Source organism: Neobacillus sp. D3-1R (assembly GCF_052180215.1).
Lineage (GTDB): Bacteria > Bacillota > Bacilli > Bacillales > Cytobacillaceae > Pseudoneobacillus.
Genome location: NZ_CP197471.1, coordinates 1,341,749 through 1,362,237, shown reverse-complemented (window position 1 = coordinate 1,362,237; position 20,489 = coordinate 1,341,749). Strand labels below are relative to the sequence as shown.

At 34.1% G+C, this 20,489-nt stretch carries 24 protein-coding genes; 6 read left to right on the top strand and 18 right to left on the bottom strand.

The window, feature by feature from the left end; all coding sequences use genetic code 11:
* Positions 1–17: 17 nt before the first annotated feature.
* The 7 genes from dapD to ACSBPO_RS06895 all read right to left on the bottom strand — a co-directional run bounded on the left by dapD (position 18) and on the right by ACSBPO_RS06895 (position 5,119).
* Positions 18–728, bottom strand: a complete 711-nt coding sequence (dapD, locus tag ACSBPO_RS06925) for a 2,3,4,5-tetrahydropyridine-2,6-dicarboxylate N-acetyltransferase (RefSeq protein ID WP_442599320.1) — start codon at positions 726–728, stop codon at positions 18–20.
* Between the two features lie 78 nt (positions 729–806).
* Positions 807–1,700, bottom strand: coding sequence for a LysR family transcriptional regulator (locus tag ACSBPO_RS06920; protein ID WP_442599319.1), 894 nt, complete (start codon positions 1,698–1,700; stop codon positions 807–809).
* Positions 1,701–1,821: 121 nt separating this feature from the next.
* Positions 1,822–2,274 carry a cyclic-di-AMP-binding protein CbpB gene (gene cbpB, locus ACSBPO_RS06915; protein ID WP_442599318.1) on the bottom strand — a complete coding sequence of 151 codons (453 nt, stop codon included), beginning with the start codon at positions 2,272–2,274 and terminating at the stop codon, positions 1,822–1,824.
* 105 nt (positions 2,275–2,379) lie between these two features.
* Positions 2,380–2,526: a hypothetical protein gene (locus ACSBPO_RS06910; protein WP_442599317.1), complete on the bottom strand. Its 147-nt coding sequence runs from the start codon at positions 2,524–2,526 to the stop codon at positions 2,380–2,382.
* Positions 2,527–2,606: 80 nt separating this feature from the next.
* Positions 2,607–2,843 (bottom strand): YkuJ family protein, encoded by a 237-nt coding sequence (locus ACSBPO_RS06905; RefSeq protein ID WP_442599316.1) that lies wholly within the window; start codon positions 2,841–2,843, stop codon positions 2,607–2,609.
* Positions 2,844–3,017: 174 nt separating this feature from the next.
* Positions 3,018–3,722 (bottom strand): DUF3993 domain-containing protein, encoded by a 705-nt coding sequence (locus ACSBPO_RS06900; RefSeq protein ID WP_442599315.1) that lies wholly within the window; start codon positions 3,720–3,722, stop codon positions 3,018–3,020.
* A 182-nt stretch (positions 3,723–3,904) separates the two neighbouring features.
* The gene (locus ACSBPO_RS06895) at positions 3,905–5,119 is read right to left on the bottom strand and encodes an EAL-associated domain-containing protein (protein ID WP_442599314.1); all 1,215 of its coding nucleotides are present in this window, start codon (positions 5,117–5,119) and stop codon (positions 3,905–3,907) included.
* Between the two features lie 135 nt (positions 5,120–5,254).
* Here ACSBPO_RS06895 and ACSBPO_RS06890 point away from each other — a divergent pair, with 135 nt between their 5' ends.
* Positions 5,255–6,076, top strand: a complete 822-nt coding sequence (locus tag ACSBPO_RS06890; RefSeq protein WP_442599313.1) for a C39 family peptidase — start codon at positions 5,255–5,257, stop codon at positions 6,074–6,076.
* A 48-nt stretch (positions 6,077–6,124) separates the two neighbouring features.
* Here the strand turns inward: ACSBPO_RS06890 and fadH are convergent, their stop codons facing one another.
* On the bottom strand, positions 6,125–6,889 hold the full coding sequence (gene fadH / locus ACSBPO_RS06885) for a 2,4-dienoyl-CoA reductase (RefSeq protein ID WP_442599312.1): 765 nt from the start codon (positions 6,887–6,889) through the stop codon (positions 6,125–6,127).
* 172 nt (positions 6,890–7,061) lie between these two features.
* On the opposite strand from fadH, the gene ACSBPO_RS06880 reads away from it, so the two are divergent.
* The gene (locus tag ACSBPO_RS06880; protein ID WP_442599311.1) at positions 7,062–7,925 is read left to right on the top strand and encodes a metallophosphoesterase; all 864 of its coding nucleotides are present in this window, start codon (positions 7,062–7,064) and stop codon (positions 7,923–7,925) included.
* A gap of 231 nt (positions 7,926–8,156) precedes the next feature.
* Here the strand turns inward: ACSBPO_RS06880 and ACSBPO_RS06875 are convergent, their stop codons facing one another.
* Complete coding sequence (locus ACSBPO_RS06875; protein ID WP_442599310.1) at positions 8,157–10,247, bottom strand: sensor domain-containing protein; 2,091 nt, start codon at positions 10,245–10,247, stop codon at positions 8,157–8,159.
* A gap of 212 nt (positions 10,248–10,459) precedes the next feature.
* Here ACSBPO_RS06875 and ACSBPO_RS06870 point away from each other — a divergent pair, with 212 nt between their 5' ends.
* On the top strand, positions 10,460–10,942 hold the full coding sequence (locus ACSBPO_RS06870; RefSeq protein WP_442599309.1) for a YkyB family protein: 483 nt from the start codon (positions 10,460–10,462) through the stop codon (positions 10,940–10,942).
* Positions 10,943–11,048: 106 nt separating this feature from the next.
* The gene (locus tag ACSBPO_RS06865) at positions 11,049–11,228 is read left to right on the top strand and encodes a small, acid-soluble spore protein, H family (protein ID WP_442599308.1); all 180 of its coding nucleotides are present in this window, start codon (positions 11,049–11,051) and stop codon (positions 11,226–11,228) included.
* Between the two features lie 45 nt (positions 11,229–11,273).
* Here ACSBPO_RS06865 and ACSBPO_RS06860 read toward each other — a convergent pair whose 3' ends face one another.
* The 3 genes from ACSBPO_RS06860 to ACSBPO_RS06850 form a co-directional block, all read right to left on the bottom strand.
* Complete coding sequence (locus ACSBPO_RS06860; RefSeq protein ID WP_442599307.1) at positions 11,274–12,179, bottom strand: chemotaxis protein; 906 nt, start codon at positions 12,177–12,179, stop codon at positions 11,274–11,276.
* Positions 12,180–12,291: 112 nt separating this feature from the next.
* On the bottom strand, positions 12,292–12,756 hold the full coding sequence (locus ACSBPO_RS06855) for a DinB family protein (RefSeq protein ID WP_442599306.1): 465 nt from the start codon (positions 12,754–12,756) through the stop codon (positions 12,292–12,294).
* A gap of 43 nt (positions 12,757–12,799) precedes the next feature.
* Positions 12,800–13,309 carry an RDD family protein gene (locus ACSBPO_RS06850; RefSeq protein WP_442599305.1) on the bottom strand — a complete coding sequence of 170 codons (510 nt, stop codon included), beginning with the start codon at positions 13,307–13,309 and terminating at the stop codon, positions 12,800–12,802.
* A 144-nt stretch (positions 13,310–13,453) separates the two neighbouring features.
* Between ACSBPO_RS06850 and ACSBPO_RS06845 the strand changes: the two genes are divergently transcribed.
* Complete coding sequence (locus ACSBPO_RS06845) at positions 13,454–14,599, top strand: aminotransferase A (RefSeq protein WP_442599304.1); 1,146 nt, start codon at positions 13,454–13,456, stop codon at positions 14,597–14,599.
* Between the two features lie 43 nt (positions 14,600–14,642).
* Here ACSBPO_RS06845 and ACSBPO_RS06840 read toward each other — a convergent pair whose 3' ends face one another.
* From ACSBPO_RS06840 to ACSBPO_RS06820, 5 genes are all read right to left on the bottom strand, one after another.
* A complete protein-coding gene (locus ACSBPO_RS06840) occupies positions 14,643–14,819 on the bottom strand; it encodes a hypothetical protein (RefSeq protein WP_442599303.1) in 177 nt (58 codons plus the stop codon).
* A gap of 61 nt (positions 14,820–14,880) precedes the next feature.
* Positions 14,881–15,765, bottom strand: coding sequence for an NAD(P)-dependent oxidoreductase (locus tag ACSBPO_RS06835; RefSeq protein WP_442599302.1), 885 nt, complete (start codon positions 15,763–15,765; stop codon positions 14,881–14,883).
* A gap of 148 nt (positions 15,766–15,913) precedes the next feature.
* A complete protein-coding gene (locus tag ACSBPO_RS06830) occupies positions 15,914–16,699 on the bottom strand; it encodes an SDR family oxidoreductase (protein WP_442599301.1) in 786 nt (261 codons plus the stop codon).
* A 184-nt stretch (positions 16,700–16,883) separates the two neighbouring features.
* Positions 16,884–18,605: a phosphoenolpyruvate--protein phosphotransferase gene (ptsP, locus tag ACSBPO_RS06825; RefSeq protein WP_442599300.1), complete on the bottom strand. Its 1,722-nt coding sequence runs from the start codon at positions 18,603–18,605 to the stop codon at positions 16,884–16,886.
* Positions 18,605–18,871, bottom strand: a complete 267-nt coding sequence (locus tag ACSBPO_RS06820; RefSeq protein WP_442599299.1) for a phosphocarrier protein HPr — start codon at positions 18,869–18,871, stop codon at positions 18,605–18,607. Before ACSBPO_RS06820 ends, ptsP begins: the two co-directional genes overlap by 1 nt.
* Positions 18,872–19,167: 296 nt before the next feature.
* Here ACSBPO_RS06820 and ACSBPO_RS06815 point away from each other — a divergent pair, with 296 nt between their 5' ends.
* The gene (locus ACSBPO_RS06815; protein ID WP_442599298.1) at positions 19,168–19,536 is read left to right on the top strand and encodes a PilZ domain-containing protein; all 369 of its coding nucleotides are present in this window, start codon (positions 19,168–19,170) and stop codon (positions 19,534–19,536) included.
* A 515-nt stretch (positions 19,537–20,051) separates the two neighbouring features.
* Here ACSBPO_RS06815 and ACSBPO_RS06810 read toward each other — a convergent pair.
* Entirely contained in the window at positions 20,052–20,420 is a 369-nt protein-coding gene (locus tag ACSBPO_RS06810) for a cbb3-type cytochrome c oxidase subunit I (RefSeq protein WP_442599297.1), read from the bottom strand.
* Positions 20,421–20,489: the final 69 nt, after the last annotated feature.

The window sequence follows — 20,489 nt, the reverse complement described above, 5'->3', positions numbered from 1 at the left end:
CACTTCCACGCTTTGTTTTATAGCTGACGTAACTCTTGTTTAATTTCTGTTTTGGATTTTGTTTTTTCATCGATTTGTTTAATAACACGTGCTGGCGTACCGGCAACTACTGTATTTGGAGGAACATCATCAATTACAACTGCTCCAGCAGCAACTACTGCACCTTTACCGACAGTCACACCTTCTAACACAACTGCATTAGCCCCAATTACAACATCATCCTCTACAACCACTGGTTTTGCTGAAGGCGGCTCGATAACACCTGCTAAAACAGTTCCAGCACCAATATGACAGTTCTTTCCGACGGTAGCACGTCCACCAAGAACAACGTTCATATCAATCATTGTTCCTTCTCCAATTACAGCACCAATATTGATAGAAGCTCCCATCATAATGACAGCATTATCACCAATCTCTACTTGGTCACGAATAATGGCACCTGGCTCAATTCTGGCTTTAATATTTTTCATATCTAGTAAAGGAATAGCCGAATTACGTCGGTCATTTTCGACAACAACATCTTCAATTTTTTCCTTATTTGCTTCAAGAGCTGCACTAATTTCAGACCATTCGCCAAATACGACTCCTGTATTTCCAGTAAGGAATGTTTTCGCCCCTGCACCAAAATCAATACTTTCTAAATCACCTTTTATGTATACTTTTACCGGTGTCGCTTTTTTACTATTTTGAATAAAAGAGATAATTTCATTTGCATCCATCATTTTCAATTTAATATCCCCCTTTTAAGGTATTTACTTTTACTAAATCATACTTTAACAAACAACAGTATTGAAGACAAGTATAATTCATTTTGCATCTTTTCGTTCGTTTGCAATAAATTCTTTTATAAGTTCAACAAATGCCTTTACTTGTTTTAACTCAAAAGCAGACTCATATCCTAAAAGCCATGTATCTCGGCTTAACGGCTCTCCATTTTCATCAATTAATGGGATTTTAAAAATATTTTTTTCGGCACCATTTAAGGTAATAGCAGGTAAAATAGCATACCCAATTCCATTAAACGTCATCTGTTTACATGTTTCAATTTGGTCCACAACGACGGTCCGCTTCGGGGTTGATTGAAATCGTCTGTGCCACCAATCTTGTATTTCCTGATAATAATTGGAATCACTCTTAAATTGAATAAATGGCCGATCTGTTTCTAAGATTTGTTCTGTTTTCGTAATTTCGGTATCAACCAAATACAAACTATCCTTGAATAAATGAATTTTCACACCCTTCCAATCGGGTGTTCCTCTAATAATCCCAATATGTACTTGATCTTCATACATCGCTTTTAAAATCTCGGAACTCCATCCGGTGATAAGAGAAATTTTTGCTTGTGGATATCGTTGGATGAACATTTTTAAAACCTGGGGAAGCCAATTCTGCCCCACTATAGAAGCTACTGCTATTTTTAAAGTTCCATGCACTTCATTTTGCAAGGCATGAAGTGCCTCACGTACTTCTTCTTCTCTTTGAAGAGTTTCATTTATAAACTTAATCACATGCTCTCCAGCCGGCGTTAAAGCTAGTCCTTTTTGAGATCGGACAAAAAGTTTTGTTCCCCACTCTTTTTCAATACCTTGTAACCGCTGGGAAAGGGCCGGTTGCGATACAAAAAGTCTCTCTGCTGCTTTTCTCATATTCATTTCCTGCGCGAGTACAGCCAAAAGTTGAAACTCTGAAATTGATGACATTTTTATACCTCATCATAAGTTTTTCTTATAGTATATCTTGTTGATTATTTTTTTTCATTATAAACAGCTAGTAGATTCTAACTAAATATATAAAACTCCACCCGTTTAGGTGGAGTTAGATTTATTTACTCTTTTTATTAGATCTTCTTGTATGTTTATATAATAATTTTAATACAGCTCTTCTAGTTAAGATTCCCTCGAAATACCCTTGATCGTTTTCAATACATAGGAAAGGATGATCGACTAATAGCTCCAAAGTAGATAATACAGGACTATTTATAGTGATTCTGGGAATGGAAGGATTCATGACATTTTCCACACGGTTTTTTTCTAATTTCTCGAATTCGATTCTTTCTAATCCTAAAATGGATTCTAACACCACAGGTGTACTAATTAAGCCTTTTAGCTTATATTGCATATCTAATACAGGAATTGCTGTATATCCACTTTTAGTTAATACCAGTAAGGCATGCTCGAGTGTATTTCCGATTTGAACGTGAGCAACTCTTTCAGATGGTATCATTAATTCTTGAATGTTTATCTCTAAGAATTCATTACTTTGTAGGCTGATCATTCAAAAAACCCCTCAAAATTTGAATATGAATCGCCTTCATTTTAACATACATTTTTGTCTAAAAGTGAAAAATCTTCTTAAACGTTTTGCTTTTCAGGCATATAACTAGCCTTTACTGGTTTCAATATTTCTTTTTTCAAACAGGCAATGGGGACATTGAAAAATGACATTTTGATTGGATTGAGCTGTTAGAACCCTTCTGCCTATCTCTTCTTCTTTTAAACAGTTAGGACATTTAATAGTAGGTATCATTTTTTAACCACCTCAGCTTTATTTTACTTAAAAAAGAGTATTTGAATTCAAAAAAAAGAGACCAAAAAGTGGTCTCTTAGTTATTGAATCAAATCAAATATTTCAATGGTAATCATATCAATATTATCAAATTGGTAACGCTTCGGTTTTTCCTTCTCATTATATACTTCTAGCTCAAAGGTTTCCGTTTTTGGGTGAAATGTAACTTGGCATTTTCTTTCCCCGTTTACTTCAAAATATCTTTGGGAAGATTCTCCTCCATTTGATTGCTCTTGTAGGTTTTTTAAACGAGTTAAAATTCCTTGAAGTTGTGACATACTCTCTCTCCTTTCAAACCAAACACTACTAGTAGGTTTCTCTATTAACATGTTTCTATCCTGAAAAAATCTTTCAAGTTTTTCCATTCAATACATATCAATATTAACAGAATAAAATAACTAAGTGTGTTTGCACAAGTAAAATAGTGAGAAAGAGCCATATTTTTTTCCTTTTTAAAAGAGTAAAGAGAATCTATGATTTATTTTTCTTTTGAATAGGAAGGAATAAAAGGGATTGTCTGAATGAACGGAAAAATTGATTTTTTTTGGAAGGATCGCACTTAAAGTAATCAAGCTTTGGTCTTTTGTATGAAAAGTTGAATTTTCTTCTTTTTCTTGATAGCCAACCTTTGTAGAATCCTTTTTCATTTGCTCAGCTTTGTCGATGATTCTTCGGGGAATATGATTATATAAATAGTCAGTTACTTTCCATTCATTTTTTACTTTTTCTATCAAGATTCCTTCATAATGATCGTCGTAACCTACAGGACCCTCATGATTTTTTTTAAAATATTCAAAAACGTATATTTGCTTAGACTCCATCACCACTTCTGTATTCTCTGTAAACCTACGGTAAGGAATGAAATACTGAGCAAAATCAGTACCATATGTACAATATTTCCCATCCTCCGCATAAAGGTTTGCATCTAGAAATTTCTTCTGGTATTCCTTTGAAAAATAAGGAGTTAATACCTCATTAATTTCCTCCATACTTCTAACCTTCTCACTTAAAGAGGTCTGTTGATGAAATGCTTCCTCAAGAAATTGCATTACCCCATCACGATTTTTCAATTCATTTCCACTTGCTTTTGGGGATATAGGAATGATCAATAAGAGCAGTACAGTAAAAATAGCGATAAATACTTCTTTTTTCCTCATTGTGTTTCCCCCTCGTCCAATCTTTGAGTATATTCATTCTAACAACAAACGATGCTGAAGAAAGAATAAATCGTTCGTAAAAAACTGCCATCATTAGACAGAAAATAACTATTGTTGGCTTTTATTTACCCCATTTGACAAAATATTAACTTCAAATAAAAAAAGAGTCACACGGACTCTTTTTAAAATTTTAGCTTGTCGTATAAATAATCATAACTAATATCAATAAATAAAAAATCTTTTTCATTAATTGCAAATGAAAAGGTTCGAATTAACTCTCCTATTTCAATATCACTATATAAATCGGATAGTATTCCCTTCTGCTCTTTTCTCATATAGATGATATTTTCAAGAAAAAATGGTCTCCAGCTCCAATTTTTATTGATATATTCTTTTTGCAAAACCCAATAATCATTTTGTTTAAAAATATTCGCTGACTTTTGAAAACCATCCTCATCACATACATATAATCGGAATGCTATCTCATGGAATTCTTTACTCAAGATTGTTAACCAATCATCGTATGTTTCCAGTTTTTTATTCTTTGCTAAAATCATTTGCAGCTTTGATTGAAGTTTATCTCTCATTTCAAGCAAAGAAACAAGATTCTTTTTTTCATATGTAATAAATTCATGAATTTCTGTTTTCAAACGTTCCTTCAACAACGTACGACTTAAGAAAAGCTCGGAAGGTTTTTGTAGATAATACCCTTGATAATAACGTCCGCCGTTTTTCCAAGCAAACTGTAATTGATGTACCATTTCAATATTTTCAAATAACAATGTTGCTCCAATCTTTCTTGCTAACATAGAAAGGGTAAACAATACATCTTGAAATGCTCTTGATGTTTCAGTGGATTTTAAGGCTTTTAAATCAACCTTGATAATTTCTGGAGAAAGCTGGCCGATACGGTCTAACTGACCATTTTGATCGCTTCCAATCTTATCCATAGCTATTTTAATGCCATAAGTACGATAATAATTTAATAAATGGTCTAAATGTTCTAGGTCCCCTTGTTCCAAACCGCCTGCAATTTCTAAAATGACACGATTTAATTGAATTCCTTTTGTTTCATATTCCTGTAAAATTCCCAAAAAACTTTCTTCTTCATCATATAATAATAATTGGGCATTACGGTTAATAAATAGCATAACATCTTCATCAAGGGAAAGAGACTGTTCAAGAGCTTTTCTTAATACAAGATTATCCACTAGCAATCGATATTCTTCAGGAATTTGTTCATCTTCAAAAAAATACCCTATGCTAATCGGCCCACCTTTACTAATATACCTCCCAAAAACTTCGTATCCTATAATTCGATGTTCATCAGCGCTAAAAATAGCCTGAAAATAAGGAGCAACATTATCTAAGTCAGTCAAAATGTCTAAAGCATCCATCAGTAGACCTCCTCTTCTTCCAGTTTTTCTAAGGTGCTCTTCTATCACTTATTTCATCGTTTTCCAATAGATATCTTGTTAATATCCCTCTATTCAAACATATACTAACCATGCAGAAAGAAAGGATGTGCTTACATGAAGAAGATCCATTTTTTTGCTGCAATAATTCCACTACTTGGGTGTAGCCATGTTAGTCCTGAATCTCAAACTTCACTCAATAGTGAAAATAAAACTCAACAAATACAGAATACAACAGATACTCAGATGAGTGAATATATAAAGGTACAAAATCCGCCTAAAAAAGAGCAACCTATAGAAGTCAACTCTTCTAACAAGGATAAACCTGTTGAGGTTATTTCACAAATAAAAATAATGAACGTACCGCTTGTTAAGCAAAATCCTGAGTTAAAGTATGGATGTGAAGTAACAAGTTTAACGATGGTTTTAAACTATGCAGGGGTTAACGTTAACAAAATGGAGCTTTACAGAAAAGTAAAAAAGGATGCAGATCCTATAAGACGTGCATCAAGCGGTGATATTCTTCAATGGGGAAACCCCCATGAAGGATTTGTTGGAGACATGACTGGAAGGAATGCAGGGTATGCTGTATTTGATAAACCAATTGAACGTTTGGTTAATGAATATTTACCGGGAAGAGCAGTTAATTTAACGAACCAATCATTTGATAAGGTAATCGAACATGTATCAAAGGGGTATCCGGTCGTTGTTTGGACTACAGGGGATTATCGATTACCCGATAGATGGGAATCTTGGAAACATGGCACCCAAACGATTAAAACTCCTCTTGACCTTCACGCTGTTGTTTTAGTGGGTTATGATAATCGATTTGTTTATTTAAATGACCCATTATCAGGAAGAAAAAAGGTAAAAGTAAATAAGCAACAATTTATTGCTTCTTGGAAAGCTTTACACTCTAGAGCAGTTAGTTATAGATGATGATGATGGACCAAAAAGAAAAACTTTCTTTTTGGTCCCAATTATTTTTTAAAATGGAAACTGATTTAGCCATTGTCCTCCATCCATCGTAATACATTCACCATTAATATATGACGCATGCTCTGAGAATAAGAATGCAGCCAGGCCTGCTATTTCTTCTGGTGTACCCAGACGACCAAGAGGTACGCTATTTAAGGTTCTCCGAGCTGCCTCCTCTGATTCCCAAAGTTTTTCTGCTCCTCCTGTCCGTTCAATTGGCCCAGGAGCAATAGCATTGACTGTTATGCCGTATTTTTTCCCCCATTCTACAGCTAAGGTTCTTGTCATCGACAAAACGCCTGCTTTTGCAGCTGCAGAATGAATCACTCCAGCACCGGCATTCCAAGCATATGTAGCGACAATGTTTATCATTTTTCCTTTTATCCCTTTTTCAATCCAATACTTACCTACTTCACTGCTGCAATAGAATGTACCATTTAGTACAATATCAATAACCGAATTCCAACCATTAACACTTAATTTTTCAGCTGGACAAATAAAATTCCCAGCTGCATTATTGACTAGAAAATCGATCGTACCGAATGTTTGAACGGTCTCATTTACCATTTTTCTAACATCCTCTATATTTCGAACGTCCATTGAAATAGGAAGTACATGTCCAGCTACTGATTCAATTTCATTCTTTGCCATTTCTAATTTTTCTATACTTCGCCCTGTTATAACTACTTTTGCACCTTTTTCTACAAATTCCTTTGCCATATACTTACCCATTCCACTTGAACCACCAGTGATAATAGCTACTTTTCCTTTCATCCAATCCCTCCAAAATGAATCATCATTCATTTTCATTATAACATATTTAGGGAATATTCTAATAATTTAGAACAAAAATACTTATTTCAAATCTGGTTAGATATTTTACTTCTTTTTCATACATATCTTTGTTAGTATTAAAAGGAAAAATGAATGTAAGGTTGGTTTTTTTATGCCTAAAAAGGTTTCAAGGAGAATTTTTCTAAGAAAAGTTATAGGTTCACTATTAACACTTGTTGGTACTGGTTATGGGGGATATTTTTATGCCCATCAAATTGAACCAAGATTATTAAAGGTTAATTCCTATACGATTAAACATAATGATATTCCAAAAAGCTTTAATGGGTTTAAGATCGTTCAATTCAGTGACACTCATCTTGGTTTTCAATACGATTTAGTTCAATTCAAAAAAATGCTAAGAGTGATTAAAAAACTCGAACCTGATGTTATATTTTTTACTGGAGATTTAATGGATGCACCTAACCAATATTCACACCAGGAAGAAATTATTCCATTATTAAAGGATCTGGAAGCCCCCTTTGGGAAATTTGCTATTTATGGTAACCATGATCATGGAGGTTACGGATCGAATATATATAAAAATATTATGGAGCTTTCCAACTTTCAAATTTTATTAAACAAATCATTTGAGATAAAGCTTTTGGATCAAAACAGTATATATATTATTGGTTTAGATGATGCCATGCTTGGTAACCCCAATTTTGATATGGCTTTACATAATATCCCTGATGATCAATTCAAAATATTACTTTCCCATGCTCCAGACCTTGCTGATCAAACGGTAGAATACGGTGTACAACTTCAATTAAGCGGACATAGTCATGGTGGCCAAATTCAAATTCCTTTTGTAGGTGCTCTTATTACCCCTCCGTATGCAAGAAAATATCGAGAAGGTTTTTATAATATTAATCATTTAAAGCTTTATGTAAATCGTGGTATAGGAACGACACGCTTGCCATTCCGATTTATGTCCAAGCCCGAGATAGCTGTTTTTACATTACAATCGTTAAAATAAAAAGGAAGGCTTGTTATTTCATTATAAAAAGCTGTTTTCGTATAGATTGTGGTTTTCGTAAAAATCCTTAAAGCCGGATTTTTACAGGATCTCTTAATAAGTGATCAGCTCTTTTCTTCATTTCCATATGAGTCTAACACCCTATATCGTGAAATGCCTATTTATTAGTCTCAAAAAGCAACAAAGTTTCAGAAAAGAGCCTTATAAAATAACTACCTTCCTTTTATAATTTTAGTTTAAATACTTTTTTTCAATATCTTCAGGTGTTAAAGGTTTTGCAAAGTAAAATCCTTGTGCCTTTTGACACTTTGCTTTTAATAAAAACTCCACTTGTTCTGCCACTTCGACTCCTTCGGCAATCACTTCCAATCCGAGACTTCTTCCTAAATGAATGATTGTACTAGTTATGGCTGCGTCCTTTTCATTTAAGAGGATATCCCGTATAAAAGATTGATCAACTTTTAAGACATCTATCGGGAACTGTTTAATATAACTTAAAGAAGAATAACCCGTGCCAAAATCATCTACTGAAATGCTAACACCGAGTTCTTTTAAACTTTTTAATACAGGTATTGTCTCTTTTTTATCATGCATTGCCCCTTCTGTTATTTCTATTTCTAAAGAAGCGGGTTTTATCTGATAAAAGTCAATCATTGCTTTAATGGTTTGTACCAAATTGGTTTGTTGAAATTGTTTTGGAGAGATATTAATGGCAATCCGAATTTGGTTATAGCCTTTTTCATTCCATTTCTTTATTTGCTTACAAACGGTTTTAATAACCCAATTACCTATTGGGATAATAAGACCTGTTTCCTCTGCTAAAGGGATAAATTCCCCTGGTGAAATAAAACCTAACTCAGAAGAATTCCAACGAATAAGAGCTTCAAAGCTTTTGACTTGAATCGTCTCCAAATCAATCTGCGGTTGATAATACAAAGTAAGTTCTTTTTTTTCAATGGCTTTTCGTAAATGCGTTTCTAAAGAAACAACATTATGAATGGTTGAATTCATATCTGAGCGATAAAACTGATAGTGTGCCTTCCCACGTTCTTTCACTTGAAACAAAGCTTCATCTGCATTTTTTATTAATGATTCTGAGTCCCTACCATCATATGGGTATAAACTGATACCAATACTTGGGGATATATAATATTCCTTTGAATTGATATAAAACGAGGAAGTAAAACTTGATAGTATTTTTTCAGCAACTCGAGAAACCTCTTGACGGTTCATGTTCGGCAGTAACAACATAAATTCGTCTCCACCCTGTCGATAAACCCGAACACCATGTGATTGTATACTAATTAGTCTTGTTGCAACCTTTTTTAATATTTCATCTCCTATAAGGTGACCAAGTGTATCATTTAAATATTTAAAGCGGTCCAAATCTATGGATAATAAGGCAAACTCTTTCTTTGAATCCTTAGCTAAAAAGATTTCATTATTCAAATCATCCAATAGTGCACGTCTATTTAATAACCCTGTTAGTTGATCATGAAAAGCCATATATTTTAAGGTTTCGGCGTTTTTGGCTTGTTCAGAGATGTCACGAGTAATAACATAGATTCCTTTTATCCCATTATGAATAATGATAGGAACTGTTTTTATATGGACAGTCAACTGATTACCATTTTGATGGTTAAAACGACAGTCCAATGATTCTAAAGAATAACCTGATTCTGTTTGCTGCAACATATTTTTAAGATTGGTTTGATCATGGTCCGACACAAAATCAAATATGGATCGATTTCTTAGTTGTTTTTCTGTATATCCCATTAATTTATAGGCTGCTGGATTGGCCTCTAAAATAATGCCATCCAGATTAATTGAAAAAATCCCATCCAAATTATGATCAACAATGGAGCGATAATGTTGTTCACTTTCAACTAGTCGATTTTTTTCAATTAAATTTTCTGTTACATCCCTTGTAACAGCAACTACAAATTGTATATCTCCTTTTGCATTTTTTACTGGAGTTAAAATGGTTTCTCCATATACCTTTACACCATTTTCTATTATGAGTTCATCGGAAAAAACGGTGGTCTTACCTTCTTTCATTAATCTTTCATATTCATTTTGGAGATAGATAGCCCTATCTGGAGGAATAACCTCTTCTATTAGCTTCCCAATTGAGTTTTGATTAATTCCAGCTTTGTTTAAACCTGATTCATTGGCAAACATATATCTAAATTTCGGTCCTTTTTCTACTTTCATAATAAAGACCACATCTTTAACATGCCGGAAAATAATATCAATAATCGTTTTCTCTATTTTTTTATTTGTTTGAATTCCAGCAGTAAGAATATCTTCTAGTTTATTCATCGAACCATCCTTATTTTGCTATATATATTATTATCGGCTAACTATTAAAATTATTTATCTTCGCTATCTTAGTAAAATTTTACCGATTTTTCTTCTCTGCATTTAAAGATATAGCCAGTAAGAGAAATTCGGTAAAAATTTTGTAGAATGATTCTTTTATTATTAGATTTTTATTTTTATAAAAAATAGATATAATAAAATATGAATAACAAATGAAAGGAGCTATAATTGTGGATAGGAAAATAAAAATCCCCCACCAATTAGAACCAACAATAAGCAACCTCTCTCAAGCAATCTTCACTGTGAATCGACACGCCAAAACGGCTCCGAATCCAAAACAACTTTATCTTTTAAAGCATGAAGCATTAAAAAAACTCTTAAGAGAAGGAAAAGCTAAAAAAGTGGGACTTCACTTTTCTCAGAACCCTGGGAAGAGCCAGCAAAGATCGGACGTTTTAGTGGTTTGTGATCAATATACCTTTCACATCCCCCCAACAAAAACAGATTTCTCTGAGCTTCCACATCTAGGTAAGCTTGATGAAAACATTCGAAATCCAAAATCTTCACTCTCTTTAAACCAAGCAAAAAAACTTTTACATTCTTATACAGGAATAAAGGACCAAGACGCATCCCATCCTAAATCCCCTAAAAATTATCATAAGCCTGTTTTTAAAAAACTTGGAGAAAGCTATTAAAGGTTGTGCCCAAAGGGACAACCTTTTTCCATTTTATAATTAGGTATAAAATACAAAAATTAGTAAGAAACTATAGCTGTATGATTATTTTTATGAGGTGATAAATATGGATGCAAATCGCGTAAAACAGATATTATCTTCTTCTGCTGATATTGAAGTAAAGTACAATGGGACATCTGTATGGATAGATCAACTAAATGAGGACGGCCGAACTGCAACAGTTCATCTTAGAGGGCCATTAGAAGAACGTTCAACCGTAGAAATTGGAGAGCTAATAGAGGGATAGTGAAATAAAAAAGACGTGCAATTAAAGTGGCACGTCTTTTTTCCTTTAGAGCACAAATTTATCAATTTTAAGGACTAATTCTGCAATTTCAGGTTTACTTACTTGATAGTTAGCTCCTACCATTTCCCCTTTATGTCTTAGATCATCTGTAATTAATGAGGAAAATATGATAACTGGTAGCTTTTTTAAATTTGGGTTAGTTTTTATTCTTTTAGTAAGATGATGACCGTCCATTTGTGGCATTTCGATATCCGTTATGACTAATTGAATTTCATCTACAATGTTCTTCCCCTCTTCAACGAGGCTTTCTAGATAAAAAATCGCATCTTTACCATTCTCAAAAAACTCTACTTGATCGAACCCGGCTTCGGATAGTGTATCAAATAATAGCTTACGAAGAAGCGGTGAGTCCTCGGCTACCAATAATCGTTTAGTTGAACGCTCTCGTTTACCTAGCTTTTTTACTTGTTGGACATTAATACCTGAATCAGGATTAATATCGACGACAATTTTCTCAAAATCTAGTAAAAGAACCATTTCTCCCCTTAATTTCACAACACCAATTACCTGACTATTTTGACCTTGGTACATTTCGGAAGGTTTTTCTATTTCCTGCCATGAAATGCGGTGGATTTGGGTAACGGAATGAACATGGAATACGATCTTTTGTTTATTAAATTCCGCTACAATATATTTATCATCTTGAGGATTTTCTGAAGGTGGTAAGCCAAGAGAACGGGCTACATCTACTACTGGTAAAACCTCACCTCTAAGTTCGATTATACCCTCTACAGTTGGATGTGCGTGGGGAATAAAAGTAACCGGAATTGGATGAATAATCTCTTTTACTTTGATTACATTAATACCAAATTTATTCTTACCAATACAAAACTCTACGATTTCAAGTTCGTTTGTGCCGCTTTCTAATAATATCCCTTTATTGTTTTCCATATAAATGCGTCCTTCCTATTTCATCATCCCTAGCTTCTTTTACTATACCACGAAAGACCTAATTAATAGATAGGGATTTTTACGAAAACCACAATCTATACGAAAACAGCTTTTATGAAACTTGGATGGCGTTTATAATTTGTTTTTGGTGATGTAGATCGTGTCCAATAAAGTCCTCAAAATATTCCTTTACGGTTAAAGAATGTTCGCCAATTGAAAATCTAATCCTTAAATCCTCTTCAGTAAATTGGTCAATATATTGGAAGTATTTTTGCCTTCCCTCTATTATTTCATTGATTAGTTGTTCCTTTGTGATTCCGCTATGTGCATATTCTTTCGCTGTATCATTTACGTGTTGGAAATTAGGATACCCCTCTTGTTTAACACCTTCCTGAAAATGCGGAAATCTTTCATTTAACGAGTGTTTATCCCATGATAATAGATGGGAAATAACAGCAGCAGTCGACCACTTATTTTCAGCAATTGGAGCATACCATTTTTCATCATTTACATTCATAAGAGATTGCAGCCACTCTTGATAATTTACGTAATGCATCCTAATTTCTTGTAGATTCAATTTATTTCCCCCTCATACAATTACTGCATAATCCTCTTATAATTTATTTTTTTAAAACTACGGTTCCCGCAATAAGGTCATGCAAAGATTGTTTTTTCTCTGTAAAGGCTGCAATAATATAACCAATCATAAAGATGGAAGATAAAAAAGCCATAGCTAAATATCTGCCGAATGCTCTCCAAAATGAGATACGCTGACCTTTTATATCGGTAACAATTAAACCAAGTAATTTTTTCCCTACGGTTCCTTGCCATTTGGATGCGTGCATGCCTGCATAATATAGCACTGTGAGGATAAAACTTACTAGAATCGATAGCAAGTACGCCCCAATAAAGAGTAAAGCTTGTTCGTCTGTCATTTCATTTTCCATGTATGCAGGATCAAGTAAAACATCAAATCCTACGGCTGCTCCAAATACACTAATCATGATGATAATCATAATAATGGCAATAGGAATGCCTACAATAATACTATCTAACAAACTAGCCACAAAACGAATCCAGAACCCAGCATATACCCTCTTTTGCTCCTGCTGTGTTTCATAATTTCCCATCTATAATCCCCCTTTAAGTAATGGATATTTCTCCCATTATAGCATCATCATGTTTTCTTTAACAGATATCATATTAACGATGAAATATTCACCTTAAACTGTTAAAATAGGAATATTATACAATGCGGAAGGATGAAGCAGAAAGTGGAACATTTAATTAATCCAAAGGTAAAGAACATAGAAATTTCGGGAATCCGCAAATTTTTCAATCTTGTTTCTGGGACAAAGGATATGATTTCCCTCACCATAGGTCAGCCAGATTTTCCAACTCCCGATCATGTTAAAGAAGCAGGAAAGAAAGCCATTGATGAAAATTTCACTACATATACACATAATGCAGGAACACTTGAATTAAGAAGGGCAGCTTCTCAATTTGTGAAAATAAAATATGGATTAGAATATAATCCTGATTCAGAAATAATAGTTACTACGGGTGCCAGTGAAGCGATTGACATTGCTTTCCGGACCATTTTATCAGAAGATGTAGAAGTTATTTTACCTGGCCCTGTTTATCCAGGCTATGAGCCGATCATTCGTTTATGTGGAGCAACACCTGTTTATGCTGATATTCGCCCACACGATTTTAGGTTTACTGCAGATGTTATAAAACCATATTTAACTGACAAAACACGCTGTATTGTCCTTCCTTACCCTTCTAATCCAACTGGAGTAAGTCTTACAAAAAACGAATTAGAAGCTATTGCAACATTAATAAGAGGTAAGGATATTTTTATTCTCGCAGATGAAATATACAGCGAATTGATTTATCAGCAACAACATACATCTATCGCTACCTTTCTAAGGGAGCAAACAATCGTCATAAATGGTTTATCAAAGTCTCATTCCATGACCGGATGGAGAATTGGCCTTTTGTTTGCTCCAGAGGATATTTCAAAACATATACTTAAGGTACATCAATATAATGTAACCTGTGCCACTACCATTTCACAAGCAGCAGCTTTAGAAGCACTTACAATTGGAATAGATGATGCTCTTCCAATGAAGGATGAATATGAAAAGAGACGAAACTATGTTTATCATCGTCTGGTTGAAATGGGATTTGAAGTGATTAAACCGGATGGAGCATTTTACTTTTTTATCAAAATTCCAAATTCGGATATTACCTCTATGAACTACTGCTTATCCATGGTTGATAAGGTAAAGGTTGCAGTCGTTCCGGGTAGTGCCTTTTCTACACTCGGAGAAGGATATTTCCGTCTATCCTATGCATATAGCATGGATACCTTAACAGAAGGGTTAAATCGAATAGAACAATTTATAAAGCTATAAAAAAATGCCCTTAATCGGGCATTTTTTTTGAGTAAAAGTAAAATTATCCTTTAAATTCACCATTATTTTTAGATGCTTTTTCTTTTTTTGCTTTATCTTTATGAACTTTGTTAGCAGCAGCACTTCCAAATTCATGAGCAAATTCTTGGTTTAAAACAGCAGAGTCAAAGCCTTTTTTATTTTTTTGATCTGCATCGTTTTTCTTAGTTCTTTTAGCCATAGTGTTACCTCCCTTTTTCCTTACAAACTTATTATGAAAAAGAGGAGATCTTTTTATTCGATTAGTTTTGCTGTTGCCAATACTTATATAAGGCTTGTGTACCACTATTTTCCTCGCCCATTTCAGCTAGGCGGTCATACATGTTTTTGGCTAATGAAAGTCCTGGAACATTCATTTCAAGCTTTTCTGCTTCTTCAAGAGCTATTTTCATGTCTTTAATAAAATGCTTTATATAAAATCCAGGGGCAAAATTTCCTTGAATAATTCTCGGTGCAAGATTGGATAATGACCAACTTCCAGCAGCACCAGATGAAATGGTTTGAAGTACTTTTTCAGGGTTTAACCCTGCTTTTTCAGCATAGATGATCGCTTCGCAGACACCAATCATATTAGTAGCAATGGCTATTTGATTACACATTTTTGTATGTTGACCTGCACCTGCTTGTCCTTGGTAAGTGATATTAGTTCCAAGTATCTCAAAAATGGGCTGCATTGCTTCGAAGGCTTCTTCATCCCCACCAACCATAATAGCAAGCTTACCATCTCTTGCCCCAATATCCCCGCCGGATACAGGTGCATCAAGAGCAAATATACCAACTTCCTTAGCTTCATGATATATCCTTTTTGCGAGTGTTGGTGTAGATGTAGTCATGTCAATTAGATATGTATTTTTAGAGCTATTGTAGATAAGTCCTTCTTCTCCAAAATAAACTTGCTCAACGTCAGTTGGATAACCGACCATTGTTATCACAACATTTGCAGCATTTGCAATATCCTTTGGAGTGTCTAACCATTTAGCTCCTGCTTCGATTACTTCTAATGCCTTTTCTTTTGATCGTGTTGAAACCACTAGAGAATACCCAGCTTTAAGAAGATTTTTAGCCATACTTTTCCCCATTACACCTAAACCAATAAATCCTATGACAATTTCATTATTTTTCATCATTCTCTCCACCCCAATATATATATTAAAGTCTAAATTTATTTTAACAAAAAAAAGACCAAGTTATCAGAACTTAGTCTTTTTTTCTCTCGCAATTTTACGCATTATATAGCTTTCCCTTATATAAGTTAATTAAACAGTATTGATGAATTTATATTGATTTCACCATACCACCATCAACTAGAAACGCACTTCCCGTCATATAAGCATTTGCATCAGATGCTAAAAAGACGACGACTTTAGCAAACTCTTCTGGGCTACCATATCTATTTAAAGGAATATTATTTTTCGCTTCTGTTTCAACTTTTTCCCTAGTTGAACCAAGTTTTTTAGCAGTTACTTCATCTAGATGTTTCACACGGTCCGTATTGATTCTTCCTGGCGCTACAGTGTTAACAAGAATATTATAGGGTGCAAATTCTTGAGAAAGGGTTTTTGCTAGTCCTACTATACCTGTTCTAAAGGTATTCGATAATATTAAACCAGGTATTGGCTCTTTAATAGATGTGGATGCAATATTAATAATTTTCCCACCATTCCTTTTCAAGTATGGTAAGGCTGCACGGATCATTCGAACATAGGATAATAAATTTAATTCAAATGATTTATACCAATCCTCATCTGTTATCGATTCAAAATTACCTGCAGGAGGTCCACCAGCATTATTAATAAGGATATCAATCGTTCCTAATTTCTCAACTGTTTCAGCAACCAGCGACTCAATATCTTCTGCTTTAGTAATGTCTGTCTTTTTATAATAGACCGTTCCATTCGAATTGGTTTGCAACTGTGTTGCAACATTCTTTAATTTATCCTCTTCCCTGCCACTTATCATGACATTTGCACCTTCTGCTAAGAACATTTCCGCAATTGCTCGTCCAAGACCTTGACTTGATGCAGCTATTAAAACTGATTTTCCTCTTAAGTTAAAATCCATTTCGTTTCGTTCCCTCCCTGAAATTCATTTTAACGCCATTATAGCAAAAAAAACCGAATGTCGTTAAACATTCGGTTAAGCCGACTATGAACTAGTCGAATGATCAGGGGGGAAAGAAAATGGTTTACCACAAACCTTACCAGTTGATAAGAGTTATTTACCCCTTATTTCTAAAATTCAAACATTAATTTTTGTTTTTTGTAATTTCATGAACAGCCGCGATGACTTCTTCAGTAGTACTCATTTGAATGACTTTCCTTGCTAATTCTTCTGCTTCAGACTTAGTAAAATGGCGGACCAGTGAACGTGCTTTTAAAATACTAGTCGCACTCATGGAAAATTCATCTAATCCAAGCCCTACCAAGATTGGAATAGCAACCTCATCCCCAGCCATTTCACCACACATCCCTGCCCATTTTCCTTCTGAATGTGCTGCATCAATGACCATTTTAATGAGTCTTAAAATGGCAGGATTATATGGTTGGTATAGATAGGACACACGTTCGTTCATACGATCTGCTGCCATCGTATATTGAATTAAATCATTCGTACCAATACTAAAGAAATCTACTTCTTTAGCAAATTGATTCGCTAACACTGCCGTGGAAGGAATTTCGACCATGATCCCTAATTCTATATGATCCGCTACTTTTTCACCTTTTTGAATTAAATTCTGTTTTTCTTCTTCAAGTATGGCTTTACCTTGACGGAATTCATCTAAAGTTGCAATCATCGGAAACATAATTTTTAGATTCCCATAGATACTTGCTCTTAAAAGTGCTCTTAACTGAGTACGAAAAATTTCTTGTTCCTCTAGGCAAAGACGAATTGCCCGAAAACCCAAAAACGGATTAAGCTCTTTAGGTAAATCTAGATAAGGAAGTTCCTTATCTCCACCAATATCTAAAGTTCTTACTACAACGGGTTTGCCATGCATTCCTTCTAATACTTCTCTATATGCTTTATATTGTTCTTCCTCTGTAGGAAGTTGGTCTCTTCCCATATAAAGAAACTCCGTACGGTACAGCCCGATAGCTTCACCGCCATTTTCAATTACACCTTTTAAATCTTTTGGAGTGCCGATATTGGCAGCAAGTTCAATTTGGTGGCCATCTTTTGTTAAGGTTTTCTCATTAACTAATTTTGCCCACTCTTCTTTTTGTTTTTGGTAATCAGCATGTATTTGTTCATATTGATTAACAACTTCTGGGGTTGGATTTATATGTACTTCACCTTTCAAACCATCCACAATAATCAAATCCCCATTTTGAATGGATTCTGTGGCTTTCTTTGTTCCCACCACCGCAGGAATCTCCATTGAACGGGCCATAATAGCTGAATGTGATGTTCTTCCACCAATATCTGTCGTAAAACCTTTTACATAGTCACGATTAAGTTGTGCTGTATCTGAAGGTGTAAGGTCCTCTGCAATGATGACAACTTCTTCTGCAATCAGACTAGGATTAACCATTTGCACTTTTAATAAATGAGCAAGAACACGCTTTGTCACATCACGAATATCTGCGGCCCTTTCCTTCATATAATCGTTATCCATTTGTTCAAACATGGTAATAAACATATCAGCTGTTTCTTTCAAGGCATGTTCTACGTTTACCTGTTCTGATACTATTTTATCTTCGATTGGTTTAATTAATTCAGGATCACTTAATACAAGTAGATGTGCCTCAAAAATTGCTGCTTTATCTCTACCTAAATCCGTTTCTGCTCGATCACGAATTTGCTCAAGTTCATTTTTAGAAACAGCTAATGCATCTCTAAAACGAGAAACCTCTTCTTCTGGATTGCTAACTGTAGTTTTCGAAAATGTTAAGTCTGGTTCGACTAACTTATATGCCTTAGCAATGGCAATTCCATTTGAAGCTGCGATTCCGTTTAAAAATGTCATTATTCAGCCAATCCTTCTTTTTTCAAAGTTTCCTCAAGGCTATTTACAGCTTCTACTTCATCGGAACCTTCTGCAGAGATTTTGATCTCAGCACCCTGCCCCACACCAAGAGACATAACTCCCATAATGGATTTGAGATTCACTTTTTTATCTTTAAATTCTAAAAATACTTCAGAATCAAATTTACTTGCTGTTTGTACTAGTAATGTGGCTGGTCTAGCATGAATACCAGTTTCTGCTGTCACTTTAAATTGCTTTTCTACCATAAAAAATCAAGCTCCTTTATTGTTTGGAATGTTAATTTGATGCTAATAAATATGAAGGAAATAAATCCTATTTCTAGTTTCTAAGGTAATCAAAAAGATCTTTTTAGTCAACTAACGCGAAAAATGAAATTGGTAACATAGATGGAAACGATTTTATTCTTCCCAATTTACTATAAGAAATGTAAAAAATTGATTTTGATTGTTCATAGAACGTTCAAATTTTTTAAATAAGATATGAAATCAAAATAATATATTTATGCTAAAATTTTTTCATTAAAAATGTATTGGTGGTACATATGATATATAAAAGAGAAGAACCATTTAGATTTCACTTTCAAGCTCCTATTTCAGCTAGTTTAAAAATATTTAAAATAAATGATCATAGAAAAGAATCCAGCCAAGGACTAGCACAAGTTTTAGATGTAAGTCCAAATGGCCTAAGAATCAAAACTCTTTATGATCTACCAGTAAATGAGAAAAAATTCTTAATAGAAATTTCATTTAGAATAAATGATAAACCAATTAGAATTTTAGGAAACCTTGTTTGGAAAAAACAAGAAGGTTCATCTTTTATTTATGGGTTAATAGGTAGGGAAGATTCGGAAACTAAGAATGAAGTCATAGAGGAACTTAAAGAATTTACAAAAAGAATAAAACGCAAATGATAAAATATTAAAAATGCTGGCTCAAAAACTATCCCGTTTGGATGAGAGGGAATGATGAACTAATAACTTAAAAATAACGTACTCTGTGTCCTTTAAAAATTAGAGAAAACATTTATCGGACCTACAATCCGCTATTTATAAAAAATAAGGTTTTCTTTCCCTTATAGGACACACGTTCCGTTATCGAGGTAAAAGATGGTCATTTCAGCTAGATAATAAGCCACTAGCGTACTCTGTGTCCTATAATACCTCCAAATTAGCGTAATTGACACACATAACGAACCCTGTGTCCGATAACTTTTCCAAAGTGACTTGTTAACTAGATAATAATTAGAACTGTTCGAGTATGTTCAATTTTTCATAATATACACCTATGTTCTAGCCAAAGAAAATAGCCGTGATTCCAAATTTGAAATCGACGGCTTTTTTATTGTTAATTTAATTATTATTTCAAGCGAATTAGCATTTCTTCGAGGCAACCAAACGGACTACTCAAAAAACCGCAATCTTTACCTTTATTCTTTTATATTTTTAAGAACATTCCATACAAATGAGAGAACACCAAGAACTGTTAAAGTTGCACCAACTGCTATTCCAGGCAGAATAGCTTCGTTTTGTGTTGTAACTAGGGTAGCAAGGGATAACATCATAATGGGCAACCCAATATTATGAAGCCAAAAATGGACGGTTGCCAAACGATTATTAGTTAATGAAGGAAATAGATGATAAATGATTCCTGCTAAAGTTAAAGCCGTCCAACCTAAAAGATTGATATGGACATGAACTGGAGTTAAATCATACGAATGAGAAACGGACATGTAATAACCAAGTAAAATTCCAATGGCAAAATAAACAACCGAAATTTTAATCAATCGAATTCCCATTTTATCACTCCTTGGATTAAAAGTTCATAAATCTTTAACAATATATGAACATATCCTTCGGCCTAGAAC

Excerpts from the sequence above, each read along its gene's own strand:
- ACSBPO_RS06835 (WP_442599302.1), bottom strand. The coding sequence starts at position 15,765 with ATGATGAAAAATAATGAAATTGTCATAGGATTTATTGGTTTAGGTGTA.
- ACSBPO_RS06820 (WP_442599299.1), bottom strand. The coding sequence starts at position 18,871 with ATGGTAGAAAAGCAATTTAAAGTGACAGCAGAAACTGGTATTCATGCT.
- ACSBPO_RS06905 (WP_442599316.1), bottom strand. The coding sequence starts at position 2,843 with ATGTCACAACTTCAAGGAATTTTAACTCGTTTAAAAAACCTACAAGAG.
- ACSBPO_RS06865 (WP_442599308.1), top strand. The coding sequence starts at position 11,049 with ATGGATGCAAATCGCGTAAAACAGATATTATCTTCTTCTGCTGATATT.
- ACSBPO_RS06890 (WP_442599313.1), top strand. The coding sequence starts at position 5,255 with ATGAAGAAGATCCATTTTTTTGCTGCAATAATTCCACTACTTGGGTGT.
- ACSBPO_RS06900 (WP_442599315.1), bottom strand. The coding sequence starts at position 3,722 with ATGAGGAAAAAAGAAGTATTTATCGCTATTTTTACTGTACTGCTCTTA.
- ptsP (WP_442599300.1), bottom strand. The coding sequence starts at position 18,605 with ATGACATTTTTAAACGGAATCGCAGCTTCAAATGGAATTGCCATTGCT.
- ACSBPO_RS06815 (WP_442599298.1), top strand. The coding sequence starts at position 19,168 with ATGATATATAAAAGAGAAGAACCATTTAGATTTCACTTTCAAGCTCCT.
- ACSBPO_RS06880 (WP_442599311.1), top strand. The coding sequence starts at position 7,062 with ATGCCTAAAAAGGTTTCAAGGAGAATTTTTCTAAGAAAAGTTATAGGT.
- ACSBPO_RS06830 (WP_442599301.1), bottom strand. The coding sequence starts at position 16,699 with ATGGATTTTAACTTAAGAGGAAAATCAGTTTTAATAGCTGCATCAAGT.
- ACSBPO_RS06810 (WP_442599297.1), bottom strand. The coding sequence starts at position 20,420 with ATGGGAATTCGATTGATTAAAATTTCGGTTGTTTATTTTGCCATTGGA.
- ACSBPO_RS06895 (WP_442599314.1), bottom strand. The coding sequence starts at position 5,119 with ATGGATGCTTTAGACATTTTGACTGACTTAGATAATGTTGCTCCTTAT.
- ACSBPO_RS06850 (WP_442599305.1), bottom strand. The coding sequence starts at position 13,309 with ATGGGAAATTATGAAACACAGCAGGAGCAAAAGAGGGTATATGCTGGG.
- cbpB (WP_442599318.1), bottom strand. The coding sequence starts at position 2,274 with ATGATCAGCCTACAAAGTAATGAATTCTTAGAGATAAACATTCAAGAA.
- fadH (WP_442599312.1), bottom strand. The coding sequence starts at position 6,889 with ATGAAAGGAAAAGTAGCTATTATCACTGGTGGTTCAAGTGGAATGGGT.
- ACSBPO_RS06875 (WP_442599310.1), bottom strand. The coding sequence starts at position 10,247 with ATGAATAAACTAGAAGATATTCTTACTGCTGGAATTCAAACAAATAAA.
- ACSBPO_RS06860 (WP_442599307.1), bottom strand. The coding sequence starts at position 12,179 with ATGGAAAACAATAAAGGGATATTATTAGAAAGCGGCACAAACGAACTT.
- ACSBPO_RS06840 (WP_442599303.1), bottom strand. The coding sequence starts at position 14,819 with ATGGCTAAAAGAACTAAGAAAAACGATGCAGATCAAAAAAATAAAAAA.
- ACSBPO_RS06910 (WP_442599317.1), bottom strand. The coding sequence starts at position 2,526 with ATGATACCTACTATTAAATGTCCTAACTGTTTAAAAGAAGAAGAGATA.
- ACSBPO_RS06870 (WP_442599309.1), top strand. The coding sequence starts at position 10,460 with ATGAAAGGAGCTATAATTGTGGATAGGAAAATAAAAATCCCCCACCAA.
- ACSBPO_RS06920 (WP_442599319.1), bottom strand. The coding sequence starts at position 1,700 with ATGTCATCAATTTCAGAGTTTCAACTTTTGGCTGTACTCGCGCAGGAA.